The organism is Rhodoferax fermentans (assembly GCF_002017865.1).
GTDB lineage: Bacteria > Pseudomonadota > Gammaproteobacteria > Burkholderiales > Burkholderiaceae_C > Rhodoferax > Rhodoferax fermentans.
The window spans coordinates 4,197,848-4,210,593 of sequence record NZ_MTJN01000002.1; the positions used below are offsets into that span (position 1 = coordinate 4,197,848).

10 protein-coding genes are annotated in these 12,746 nt (G+C 60.4%); 2 read left to right on the top strand and 8 right to left on the bottom strand.

Features of this window, described 5'->3' with window-relative positions:
* Positions 1 to 152: 152 nt before the first annotated feature.
* The 3 genes from RF819_RS21365 to RF819_RS19565 form a co-directional block, all read right to left on the bottom strand.
* On the bottom strand, positions 153 to 533 hold the full coding sequence (locus RF819_RS21365) for a hypothetical protein (RefSeq protein WP_078366498.1): 381 nt from the start codon (positions 531 to 533) through the stop codon (positions 153 to 155).
* Between the two features lie 339 nt (positions 534 to 872).
* Positions 873 to 2,078, bottom strand: coding sequence for a tyrosine-type recombinase/integrase (locus RF819_RS19560; protein ID WP_078367082.1), 1,206 nt, complete (start codon positions 2,076 to 2,078; stop codon positions 873 to 875).
* Positions 2,079 to 2,514: 436 nt separating this feature from the next.
* Positions 2,515 to 3,483 carry an IS5 family transposase gene (locus tag RF819_RS19565; protein ID WP_078366726.1) on the bottom strand — a complete coding sequence of 323 codons (969 nt, stop codon included), beginning with the start codon at positions 3,481 to 3,483 and terminating at the stop codon, positions 2,515 to 2,517.
* Between the two features lie 189 nt (positions 3,484 to 3,672).
* Here RF819_RS19565 and RF819_RS19570 point away from each other — a divergent pair, with 189 nt between their 5' ends.
* Both RF819_RS19570 and RF819_RS19575 read left to right on the top strand, forming a co-directional pair.
* On the top strand, positions 3,673 to 5,439 hold the full coding sequence (locus tag RF819_RS19570; protein WP_078366499.1) for a methyl-accepting chemotaxis protein: 1,767 nt from the start codon (positions 3,673 to 3,675) through the stop codon (positions 5,437 to 5,439).
* Positions 5,440 to 5,737: 298 nt separating this feature from the next.
* Positions 5,738 to 6,085 carry an HPF/RaiA family ribosome-associated protein gene (locus RF819_RS19575; RefSeq protein ID WP_078366500.1) on the top strand — a complete coding sequence of 116 codons (348 nt, stop codon included), beginning with the start codon at positions 5,738 to 5,740 and terminating at the stop codon, positions 6,083 to 6,085.
* 101 nt (positions 6,086 to 6,186) lie between these two features.
* Here the strand turns inward: RF819_RS19575 and RF819_RS19580 are convergent, their stop codons facing one another.
* The 5 genes from RF819_RS19580 to RF819_RS19600 all read right to left on the bottom strand — a co-directional run bounded on the left by RF819_RS19580 (position 6,187) and on the right by RF819_RS19600 (position 12,740).
* On the bottom strand, positions 6,187 to 6,864 hold the full coding sequence (locus tag RF819_RS19580) for a MarC family protein (protein WP_078366501.1): 678 nt from the start codon (positions 6,862 to 6,864) through the stop codon (positions 6,187 to 6,189).
* A 52-nt stretch (positions 6,865 to 6,916) separates the two neighbouring features.
* Entirely contained in the window at positions 6,917 to 8,431 is a 1,515-nt protein-coding gene (locus tag RF819_RS19585; protein WP_078366502.1) for a BCCT family transporter, read from the bottom strand.
* Between the two features lie 250 nt (positions 8,432 to 8,681).
* On the bottom strand, positions 8,682 to 10,289 hold the full coding sequence (locus RF819_RS19590) for a flagellar assembly protein A (protein ID WP_078366503.1): 1,608 nt from the start codon (positions 10,287 to 10,289) through the stop codon (positions 8,682 to 8,684).
* Positions 10,290 to 10,668: 379 nt separating this feature from the next.
* Entirely contained in the window at positions 10,669 to 11,862 is a 1,194-nt protein-coding gene (locus RF819_RS19595) for a phosphoglycerate kinase (RefSeq protein WP_078366504.1), read from the bottom strand.
* A gap of 206 nt (positions 11,863 to 12,068) precedes the next feature.
* On the bottom strand, positions 12,069 to 12,740 hold the full coding sequence (locus tag RF819_RS19600; protein ID WP_078366505.1) for an HAD-IA family hydrolase: 672 nt from the start codon (positions 12,738 to 12,740) through the stop codon (positions 12,069 to 12,071).
* Positions 12,741 to 12,746: the final 6 nt, after the last annotated feature.

Here is a 12,746-nt window from a genome sequence, read left to right on the forward strand (position 1 = left end):
GTCAGATGCTGGCTGTGTTACCGCACACACCGGCACCGCCTTTTTTACCCCGGTCAAACCGCGCCAGGGCTTCGCGTTAAATCAGTCGCTGGCGCTGGCACTGGCCGCCAACCTAGGCCGGGCGACGTGCAGCAGGTCGAGGTGGTGCGCCTTCATTGGCCTACCCCGCTCTTTTTTCGTGCTGGGCTTGTTGCGGGGTTTCGTGGCAACTTTATTTCATAACGGTCACATAATTCTTTGATGATCCGTGCCGCGATATCGCGGGCGGTGTCCGCGTGTTTTGCATCGCCCATGGCCTTGATTTGATGTGCCAGCCCAGCTAACAGCACAGAGGTGCTTGCAGTGCTCAGGTTTTCATGCGCCATGCTGGCACCCTCGCGCCGCCGGTTGCGGTAATTGGCGGCCCGCAACTTGTCGGGCATGGCCTGCCCCAGCTTGGCAGGGCGTCCGGGCTTTCGCTTTTGGGGTTCAGGCGCTTGCATGGTGGTGGTTTGTTTTGTGATTGTCACGTAATTATGTTTTGTGATGATCACAAAATCAAGTATTGTTGAAAATTGCCGCCCGGGTGGCTGGTTCCAAGGGGATAGCCCCTCGCGCTCAAATCCAGTAGCGTTTGCAATAGTCCGGCAAAGTGCGCAGCGAGCCGGGGTGGGCGCTGGGCAAGGGGACAAGGGAATAGATAGAGTGAATGAATCATTTTCATCATCTAAAAACGTCCCCACTTTGCCCCCACTCTGACCCCACTTTGTCCCCACTGCCAAAAGCGCCGCAAACCCGCATGGCTGCTGGGTTTCGCCCATTTGCCCCCAGTGTCCCCACTTTTTCAGCGGGTAGCAGCCTGGAAATTTGGCAAAGCGTGCCGGGCGTGGGCATCAGGCGGCCCGCTTTTTCATTTTCAGCACCTTGCCAGCTTTGCGCCCGTCAAGGTAATCAGCCCACCACTGCATCAGCTTGGCGCGGTCATCAAGGTAGGTTGAACGGTGGTATGCAGCCCGCACGCCGTTGCGCTCCACGTGGGCTAGCTGGCGCTCGATAGCGTCGGGGTTCCAGTTGCACTCATTGGCCACCGTGGAAAACAGCGCCCGGAAGCCGTGGGCGGTCGCGCTTCCCTTGAATCCCATGCGTGCCAGGGCTGAATTGAAGGTGTTCTCGCTCAGGGGTTTGCTGGGATAGAACGGGCTGGGGAACACCAGATCACGATCACCGCTCAGGGTGTGCATGGTGCGCAGCACTTCCACAGCTTGGCGTGAGAGTGGCACGCGGTGCTCCAGGTGCATTTTCATGCGGGCTGCAGGGATGATCCACAGCGCCGCGTCAAGGTCAAACTCTGACCACAGCGCCCCGCGTGTTTCGCCGGGCCGGGTTGCGGTCAGCATCAGCAGTCGCAAAGCGTGCACGGTGTGGGGGTCGCCGTCATAGGCTGCCAGTTTGGCCAGGAATGCAGGCAGGTCGCTATCAGCCAGGGCTGGGCGGTGTGTCACATGCCGGGGTTTGAATATCTCACCCGGCACCAGATCGACCATGGGGTTTGATTCGATGCGCTCATGCGTCACCGCCCAACGGTAAACCGCCTTGACTCGCTTTAACACCCGGTCGGCTTGGTCGGCTGCGCCGCGTGCCTCTACCGTTTTGACCGCCGCCATGATCTCGCCTGGTTTGATGCTGGCAATGGGTCGCGCCCCCAGCGTCGGGAAAATGTCGGCCTCAAGGGATGCCCGGATGCGGGCCAGTGTCACGGGGGCCCAGCGGGCCGTTTGGTGTTTCAGCCAGTCACGTGCCACCGCCTCAAGGGTGTTCACGGTTTCATGCACTACCTTGGCTTTTTCGGCTTTGCGCAGTGCGCCAGGGTCGCGGCCATCCTTGATCAGGACGCGGGCCGCGTTTGCCTTGTCACGGGCGGCCTTGAGTGTCACCGCTGGATACACCCCCAGCGCCAGGCGCTTTTCTTTGCCGCCGTGCCGGTACTTCAAGCGCCAGTAGCGCCCGCCCGCCGGGGTCAGTTCCAGATAGAGGCCGCCGCCGTCAAAGTGTTTGCCGGGTTCGGTCAGGTTGCGTAGTTGGGCATCGGTCAGGGGCATGGTGGGCATCCTTAGCAATTTGGGGGCACATTTGGGGGCATTTTCTGCCAGCGTGCGACAAAAAGCTAGGTTTCATGCGGGTTTGCAGCCGTTTTGTGATTCCTGCTGGCCCCATCCAACAAAAGGGCCTCTGGCCCTTTTATATATTGGGGCAATCACTCTCAATAGCAGAGCTCCATGCCCTCACGCCGCCTGCCGACTGCGGCCTGACCCGGCGCCAACAACAAGTCAACATCCGGGGTGAATGAACCCGCTTTTTAGTCGACTTTCTGCCTGATGCTGCCAGAGGCAAAGTGTTAAGGCAACGCTGAACAAGTAGAGTCAAAGCAGGCCCCAGCGGTATCGAGAAACCGAAGTTGTCGAAATTGCGACCAGCTGAGCTCGCTTTTGCCCCCTTTGAGGCTGTTTCAGGGGGAATTCACCCCCTATTGCGCCCTCATGGACGCACCTGTGCCATCAGCCTTTGTCGGCAGAGATAGATGTTGGCCAGCGCCAAAGCAGTAAACGCCCGCGTGGCGTTCTTCTGCAACCCACGGTAACGCACCTTGCCAAAGCCCCACAGGCGCTTGACCACAGCAAATACATGCTCCACGCGTGAGCGGATCTTGGATTTGTTGCGGTTCTTGGCGCGAATGCCTTCATCGACCACACCAGAGCGGCGACTGCGCTGGTTGGTGAAGTCTTTGGCCTTGGGTGCTGCACTGCGGATCAGCTCCTTCTGGCTGGCGTAGGCACTGTCGCCATAGACGCGTTGCTCCTTGCCATGCAACAAACTGGGCAGTGGGTGTTTGTCATGCACGTTGGCTGCTGTGACCACCGCATGGTGGGCCAGACCACTTTGGCTGTCCACACCGATGTGCAACTTCATGCCAAAGTACCACTGTTGGCCCTTGCGGGTTTGGTGCATGTCCGGGTCGCGCGCCTTATTCGCATTCTTGGTGGAACTCGGTGCACCAATGATGGTGGCGTCCACAATGGTGCCGGTGTTGAGCTTGAAGCCCTTGCTTTGCAAGACAGCGCCTACTTGGGCAAACAGGGCTTGGCCAAGTTTGTGCTTGTTGAGGAGTTTGCGAAAGTTCAACACCGTGGTGGCGTCCGGCACAGATTCACGCCCCAGGTCAATGCCCACGAAGCGACGCAGGCTCACGCTGTCGTACAGAGCTTCTTCACAGGCCAGGTCTGCCAGGTTGAACCAGTGCTGGATGAAGTGGATGCGCAGCATACGCTCAAGCCCGATGGGGGGACGCCCATTACCGGCCTTGGGGTAAAACGGCTCGATGACTTCGCACAGAGCGGCCCAGGGAACGATGACTTCCATGGTCTTCAAGAACTCATCGCGCCGCGTGGGCTTGCGGTAGGTCTCAAAGCTTTGTTGTTCGGCCATGGCCAGAGTTTGTTGTTTCATCTGCATCTCCTGCTTGGGATGCCACGAACCATGCAAGTCATGGGCCAACTGGGGACTTGATCAGTGTTGCCTTAAGCTGATTCCTACATCGGAGGAATGACAAGACCACCCAGCATATCGCCCGTTTTCACCACCACGCAGCCCGCTCAGACTCAAGCTTCAACCGACACCGTCACAACAGGACTTTTCATGAACTTACTCCAAAGTATCAGTGGCCGCCTCTACCTGGTATCGCTTGCACTCATCACCGCGCTGACGGCACTGGCCGTCAGCACCTGGATTCAGCTGGCCAATGTGCACGACATGGCCCAAAATGCCGGCGGCGTGAAGGTGTTGCAGCTCGAACTGATTGCCAGCACAGAGCTGAGGGTAACGCAGGTGATGTCCTCCATGCGCCACGCGCTGTTGATGAAAACCCCCCAAGACACCGACCTGGCGATCCAGGACATCCAGGCCAAGCGGGCCCAAATCTCCAAGAACGATGCCGACTATCTGAAAGAAATCACGACCCAAGAGGGCAAGGACGCCTTCCAACGCGACTGGCTCCAATTGCAGGCGGTGACCTGGCCGGTGGCTGAGGCCAACATGCAGTTGCTCAAAGACGGCAAGGCCGAAGAAGCACAGGTCATGTTGCTCGACAAAACCATTCCAGCCTACGCCAAGATGCAGGACTGGCTGGGTGAATCACGCCGCGCACAGGGCAAGGAGTTGGCCAAGGAAGTGGACACCATTGGTGCCGCCACCAGCAACATCCGTATCTACCTGGCGGTGCTGGTGGCCGCCATTGCTGCGGGTTTACTGGTTTTTTCTTGGTACATCGCCCGCACCTTGCGCAGCCGGGTGAGTTTGTCGCAAGAAGTGGCCGACCGAGTGAGCCAGGGTGACTTCACCGTGACCGTGGACGACCCGGCGCGTGACGAGTTCAGTCCGTTGTTGCAGTCCTTGTCGCAAATGCAAACCTCCCTGACACAGGTGGTGTCCTCTGTGCGCCAGGGTGCGGAACGGGTGTCAACCGCCTCGGCCGAAATTTCGTCGGGCAACCATGACCTGTCGGCACGCACCGAGTCTCAAGCCAGCGCTCTGGAAGAAACCGCCGCCTCCATGGAAGAGTTGAGCTCCACCGTCAAACAAAACGCCGACAGCGCACGCCAGGCCAACCAGTTGGCGATGAACGCCAGCACCGTGGCGGTACAAGGTGGCGAGGTGGTGGCCCAGGTGGTGGAAACCATGAAGGGCATCAACGAATCGAGCCGCAAGATCAGCGACATCATCAGCGTGATTGACGGCATTGCCTTCCAGACCAACATCCTGGCGCTCAACGCCGCCGTGGAAGCGGCCCGTGCCGGTGAACAGGGTCGAGGTTTTGCGGTGGTCGCCAGTGAAGTGCGATCCTTGGCCGGTCGCAGCGCCGAAGCCGCCAAAGAAATCAAGAGCTTGATCAGCGCCAGCGTTGAGCGGGTGGAACAAGGCTCAGCCCTGGTCGACCAGGCGGGCACCACCATGACCGAAGTGGTGAACTCGATCAAACGGGTGACCGACCTGATGGGTGAGATCAGCGCCGCCAGCACCGAACAAAGCCAGGGTGTGAGCCAGGTGGGTGAAGCCGTCACACAAATGGACCAAGCCACCCAGCAAAACGCCGCCTTGGTGGAAGAGATGGCGGCAGCGGCGAGTAGCCTGCAATCTCAAGCTCAGGAGCTGGTCCAAACCGTGGCGGTGTTCAAACTCAGCACCCAGGATGGACTGCGCCTTGGTGCCACCGCGCCAGCAGCACGCGCCCTTCCCCCCAAAGCCAGCGCCGCACTCAAAAACCCCGAAAAACGCGCAGCGGCGATCCCCCAAGGGGCTGCGGCACGCGCCTCCAACAAACCGGCCCCTTTGCCTGCGCCAACACCCAAAACCACTGCACCACAACCAGCTAGCGGCAGCGCTGAAGGAGACTGGGAGTCGTTCTGAGCCCCTGCGCGGGGCTGGCCTTGCACCGCTGCGCCAACCTCAGACCATCGCCAACCATGCACAGGCAACACGGCCTGCGATCCCGTGGTGTGTCAGTGTGACTGGGTGCGACCAGTGCCCATGCAGAAGTCCATACTGCAGCCAGTGTCAGGTCTGTTCAAGGGCCTTGATGCCTTGTGTCGGGTGTGTGAACAGGTCTGCTGGCTGAGCCCAACGGGCGCAGGCTAAGTTAGAGTGACATCTCGCCATTCACCCAAAGTCCCGACCAATGGGCCGGACACAACCCAGGAAACAAACCATGCAAGTACAAGTCAACACGGACGACCACATCCAAGGTGGTGAGTCTTTGGCCCAATGGATTCAGGACGAGGCTGGCGCACGCTTGGCCCGCTTCAGAGAAAACATCACCCGTCTGGAAGTTTTTTTGACCGATCTCGACGGTGCCAAGTCTGGTGCAGATGACAAACGCTGCCGACTGGAGGCCCGCGTGGTCAGTCGACAGCCAGTCACCGTCACGGCTGACGCGGACAAGATGGCCAGCGCGTTCATTTCTGCGGTTGAAAAACTGGCGCGCGCCCTGGACACCGACCTGGGTCGTGTCAAGGACCGCAACGGGCGCGACACCATTCGTACCGTGCAAGATTAATTCCGCTTCAAAACCAGTCCGCCAAAAAGCCTGGGTCGACAAAGACTCAGGCTTTGTAGAAGCAAGCCCCATCGCATTGCGGAGTTGACCGGATTCGATGCTTACAACAGCAGGCTGCGCAGCAACTCGCTCAACCCGTCCCACACAATCTGCACGCCCAGGCACAGCAGGATGAAAGCAGACAGGCGCAAGAAAATCACGCTACCGGCCTCGCCCAACGGCTTGAGCAACTGCTGGGCATAACGGAACGCCAGGTAAAGCAGCAGACCAATCGTCAGCAACGCCAATACGCCGCCTCCCATGCGCACCAAGGACAGCGATAGGCGTGTGTCGTTGAGCGCCACGCCCACGGTGATGGCTGCGGCAATCGAGCCCGGCCCGCAGCTGATAGGAAAGGTGAGCGGGTAAAACGCCTGACGCCGAGCCTGCTCAGGCGTGTACGACTCAGCCAAAGCCGAGCGACTGTCGTCGCTGACATGGTTGGCATTGAGCAGGCGCCATGCCGAAGCAGCCACGATCAGCCCGCCACCCACGCGCACGATGGGCAGCGAGATGCCGAAGAACTCCAGTACATAAGAGCCCACCAACATCGAACCCACCATCAGCGCAAACATGTTGCGCGCGATGCGCCTCGCCAGCAACGCCCGTGTGCTGGGCGAGGCACCTTCGGTCAGCCCCAGAAAAATTGGTGCCGTCGCGGCCGGATTCAGTATGGGTAGGATGGCTGCAAACACAAACAAGAAACTCTTGCCAAAAGCCAGTGCGAGTTCATAGCTCATGGGCGCCACTCAAAAATCACCCCAGCAGGGGTGGGCAAGATGCAGCGAGGGGTCATTTCAATACCTCCCGTATACGCCGGCGAAGTGCCTTATCACGCTTTTGTTCAGCATCCCAATCTTCACGCACACCGCGCCACAGCGCCACCGCCATGAGCACGATCACCAGCGTGAACGGCAATGCAAACACAATGGTGGCGGTCTGCACAGCCTTCACTCCGCCAGCCAGCAGCAGACTGATGGCGATACCCGAGACCAGCAGGCCCCAGACAACCTTCACGCGCGCGCTCGGGTTGGCATGGCCGCCGGTGCTCATCATCCCCAACACCAGGGTGGCGGAGTCGCCTGAGGTCACGAAAAACAACAAGACCAGCACGGTGGCCAACCCTGAGAGCAGCCCGCTCATGGGCAGGGCATCGAACAAAACGAACATGGCCGTGGACACGTCCGCACCCACCGCCTCGGCCATGGGCAGACCCCGAATGATCTCCATGTTGAGGGCAGTACCGCCAAACACAGAAAACCAAATGAAGGCCGCCAGCGTTGGTGCAAGCACCGTGCCCAAGATGAATTCACGGATCGTGCGACCACGCGAGACGCGCGCGATGAACAGGCCAACGAAGGGTGACCAGCTCACCCACCAAGCCCAGTAAAAAACCGTCCAGCCACTGATCCAGCCGCTATCGCGGAACGGTGTCATGCGCAAGCTCATGCGCACAAACTCGCTCACGTAACTGCCCAGCGTGCTGGTGAAGGTGTCGATGATGGCCACCGTCGGCCCCATCAGAAACACGGCCAGTGTGAGCAACGCGGCCAGCGTGAGGTTGATATTGGAGAGCCACTTGATGCCCTTGGTCACCCCTGTGACAGCCGACGCGAGAAACAACACGGTGGTGATCAGGATGATGGCCACCTGTGAGGTGTTACTTACCGGCAGGCCCATCAGCGTATTGAGACCGCTGTTGATCTGCAGCGCACCCATGCCAAGGGATGCCGCCACGCCGAAGGCCGTGGCGATCACGGCCAGCACGTTGACCACTGGCCCGAGCTTTCTCATAGGTGCCCAGGGCAGAGATTCAATCGCCGTGCTCACCAGGGCAGAGCCCCCCTTTCGAAACTGAAAGAAGGCGATAGCCAGCGCCACGATGCTGTAGACCGCCCAGGGATGCAGACCCCAATGAAAGAAGCTGTATCGCATGGCGGCGTTGGCCGCCTCAGGCGTGTTGGCCACGATGCCAGGCGGCGGTGCGCCGTAGTGAGAGATCGGCTCTGCCACGCCCCAGAACACGAGGCCGATACCCATGCCGGCGGCAAACAGCATGGCAAACCAGGACCCGATGGAGAACTCAGGCTCGTCATCTTCCGCACCGAGCTTCAGGTCACCATAACGACTGAAGGCCAGCACCATGGCCAGCACCACCAAGCCCAGCACCACCCAGAGGTAGAGCCAGCCGAAGTCACGTGTGATCACCGCCAGCAGCGTGTCAAACACCCCGCCAAGCGAGTTGGGAGCAACAATGCCCCACAAGACAATGGCCAGAATCAGTCCGGCCGAGAAGTAGAGTTGCATGAAGGAATTTCCAGTAAGGGTTAAAACGCTGAGAAATTCAACCGCATCAGGTCAAATCCCAAACATTGACGATGGGCTACGCTGAGCCAGACCCGCTCGGCAGCAGGTCTGGTTCACACCTTGGCTCAGTCAATAGTTGACTCGGCGGCCAAGCTTTTGTCCTGGCACAAGTTGCGCCACCCGGTCACCGTCTGCCTCGAATTTAACACCCTCACCCATCTGGGCATCACAGTCCGCCCTCAGCCACACCTCAAGCCGGCACCAACACCTGTGCCCGCCCCGCTGCGTCGGTGAACAACAACCCCTCGGCCGGGTCGATCAGGAACGCGCCGTCTGGGAACTCCTTGCGCAGGCGCGCCAGTTTGCTGCCAATCGACAGGTCGACCGCACCGTCAACACCCTGCACCACCTCCACCCGGGCCTTGAGCATCACCGCCATCTGCTCCTCCAGCTCGCGGCGCTCGTTGAGCGACTTGGACCAGGCCTGCACCGCCTGGCGCCAGGTGGCCTTGACGCGTTCGAGCATGCCTTTGGGGTCACCGGTGGCAGCCAGATGTTTGCCGAGTTTTTGCAGGTTTTCTTCGGTGGCTTTTTCCTTGAGCAGGCGCTCGTCCAGTGCCTGCAATTGCGCTTGCAACTTGGCATTGGCACCCAGTTTGACCACCGTGGTGCCGGCCTTGTTGGAGCCCAACAAGGGCACCCGCAGCAGCATCATGGCGGTGGCGCTGCCGCCCACCAGACAGCCGCGCTGGGGCAGTTTGTCCCCAATCACAATTTGGTTGAGCGACTCCAGCTCACAGCCCAGAGCCATGTCATCGATCGAGATCACGGTGCCAGCGTGGATGCTGCTGGCCTCGGCAAACCGTGCCGACACCGCGCCCTGCGACCGCACCTGCGATTTGGCAATGATGCCGCCGGTCACATGGATGTCACCTCCGGCCTCCAGCAAGGCGCCGTCCACTGCACCATTGACCACGATGTCGCCGCTGGCCTGCACTTTCATGCCGTGGGTGACGTCGCCCTCCACCTGCACCGTGCCTTCAAAATGGATGTTGCCGCTGGCCATGTTGACTTCGGCGACACGCAGCACGGGCTCAACGATGACACCATGCTCCACCAGCACGGGCTGCCCGGCCACAGCGGCCTCCAGCAGGTTGGGGTCGCCACTGGCGGGTTGGGCACCCTCCAGCTGCGAAGAAAACGACAGATCCAGCCCCGGGCGCGGCGACAACTCCCGGCCCTTGACGGTGTGGCCGGGCACACCATCGGTGGCGGGGGTGCGCCGCATCAGCGGCTCGCCAGGACGCACCACCACAATGCCGCTGTGTTCGCGGTAGTCGATCAGCCCACTCTCGTTGAGCTTGGGCGCGCGGTCTGCCGTCAAGTCAAGCAGCGCATCAAACGCAGCATCCTGGCCATCTTGGGCGGGCTCGCCACTGGCCACCGGCCAATGCGCGATCTGGCCCAGCCGACAGGCGTGGATCAAGGCGGCCTCGTTGATACCAAACACCACCCCCGCCGCCTTGAGCACCTCGTGAATGTCTTCCAGGCTGATGGCTTTGCCACCCTGGGCTGGGCTCAGGCTGACCTGCACCACCATCTCGTCGGGTGCAATCTCCAGCTCCAGACTGGCATCACGCCGCTCGGCCACCTGCACCACAAACGGCGTTTTCACGGTGTTGCAATCCACTGCGCTGGCGGCGATGACCTCTTTGTAGAGCAGGCATTGGCCAAACCCGGCCTCCTGCAACAGGCTATGGAGCACAGTCGCATCCACAGGTGGGCGGTCCGCTGCAGCTTGGTGGTGCAGAAACACCCGTCCATCGGACTCGGTCAGAGTTATGCCATTCAGGTTCATGATCCGCTATCCGCCTTTTTTTGTGTGGGTACAGGCCCAGAGCCCCAACGACAGGGCCGCCAACGCGACGGAGTTTAGGGGTGTCAAAGCAGACCGGAATTGACAAATGACAGACGGCATGGAGACAGTCAGGCCCTCAGCCACGCATCTGTGCTGGCCTCTCGCCTGTTGCGAAACCACCACCCGGGTTCTGGACCGGTGCACTTGGCCTATCCGCCTTGGGGACCGCAATCCGCCAGCGGCATGCGCCCGCCCCGCCCATCAAAAAACGGAGCACACTTCCCTTATGCCATCAGGGCCGGAGCCCCATTTCATTCTGAAAAAAAAAGGGCCTTGCGGCCCTTTTTTTCAGACAACCCAGCGCAGCTGGGTGGAGGTTTTAACCCTCAGCGCGTTTTTGCAGGATCTCGAACGCGGGCAGGGTTTTGCCTTCCAGCACTTCGAGGAAAGCGCCACCACCGGTGGAGATGTAGCCGATGTCTTTTTCGATGCCGTATTTGGCAATCGCAGCCAGGGTGTCGCCACCACCGGCCAGCGAGAAGGCAGCCGATTCAGCAATCGCCATGGCAATGGTTTTGGTGCCGTTCTCAAACGCGGGGAACTCGAACACACCCACCGGGCCGTTCCAGACGATGGTACCGGCAGCCTTGAGTTGTGCAGCCAGTTTGGCGGCGGTGACCGGGCCGATGTCCAGGATCATGTCGTCATCAGCCACGTCGGTGGCGGCCTTGACGGTGGCCACGGCGTCAGCGGCAAAACTCTTGGCGCAGACCACGTCGGTCGGGATCGGCACGTCGGCGCCGCGGGCCTTCATGGCAGCGATCACGGCGGTGGCTTCACCCACCAGGCTGGGTTCGGCCAGGCTCTTGCCAATCTTCATGCCAGCAGCCAGCATGAAGGTGTTGGCAATGCCGCCACCGACGATCAGGTTGTCCACATTCTTGGCCAAAGCTTGCAGGATGCTGAGTTTGGTCGAGACCTTGGAGCCCGCCACAATCGCCACCAAGGGGCGTTTCGGGTTGGCCAGGGCCAGGTTGATCGCGTCGATTTCAGCCGACAACAAGGGACCAGCGCAGGCGATCGGTGCAAACTGGGCAATGCCGTAGGTGGTGCCTTCGGCGCGGTGGGCGGTGCCAAAGGCATCGTGCACAAACACGTCGCACAGGGCAGCCATTTTTTTGGCCAACTCTTCGTTGTTTTTCTTCTCGCCCTTGTTGATGCGGCAGTTTTCCAGCATCACCAGTTGGCCGGGTTTGACGTCCACGCCGTCGACCCAGTTGGCGATCACAGGAATCTCGCGGCCCATCAGTTCACCCAGTCGCTTGGCCACAGGTGCGAGGGAGTCTTCGGGTTTGAATTCACCTTCAGTCGGACGGCCCAGGTGGCTGGTGACCATCACAGCGGCACCAGCGTCGAGTGCCATCTGGATACACGGCACGCTGGCGCGGATGCGGGTGTCTTCGGTGATGTTGCCGGCATCGTCCTGCGGCACGTTCAAATCGGCACGGATAAACACACGTTTACCCTTGGCAGCGCCACTGGAAATCACATCGGCAAAACGTACAACTTTCATACTCTAGGCTCCTTGAAAAAATGGGATGACATACGCCCTGTCTACGGCGTGATGTGCTCGCGTCATCTTGCTGATTGTCGCGCGACTCGCCCAACAAAATAACAAGGCCGTAACATGCGCACCCCTGCCATCCGCGGGGGTGTGGCAGCCCCCTCTGAAAACAGGGTCAAATAGGCTTCTATCCCTTTATCCAAAAGGGATAGCAGCTATGCATCCAATAGCACCGAGATGTCAGCAATCACACGGTCTGGCGCACAACTTTGCACGTTTTGCCCCATGTTGTAACCATAGGGCAACAGCCACACCGGCACCTGCGCCGCGCGGGCCGTGGCGGCGTCGATGCTGGAGTCACCCACAAACAGGGCGCGCCCAGGTGCCACGCCAAACTGGGCCAAGGCATGGGCCACCCCGGCCGGGTCGGGCTTTTTGGTGGGGAAGGTGTCACCGCTGATGACCAGGTCAAACAGGCTGGTGAGACCATGCACGTCCAGCACCACCTGGGTGTAGCGGCCTTCCTTGTTGGTGACCACGGCCAGCTTGACGCCCCGCTCACGCAGGGCCACCAGGGTTTCCAGCACCTGCGGGTACAGGTGGCTGCGGGTGCCGCAACGCGCGTTGTAGGCCAAGTTGTAGACCGGCAGGATCTGCCCCAGCAGCGCACTGCTGCGCACCACGGCGGCCTCAACACCTGTGACCTGCGCCAGCGCCTTCACCAGCAGCTCGAGCGTGCCGTGGCCGATCCAGTCGTCGACCTGTTGCTGGTTGACCTCGGGCAGGCCAAAACGCCGCAAGGCGTCGTTGACCGCGTCCAGAATCTCGGGCGCGGTCTCCACCAAGGTGCCATCCAGGTCAAACATGACCAGATCAAAACCAGCCATGGTCAA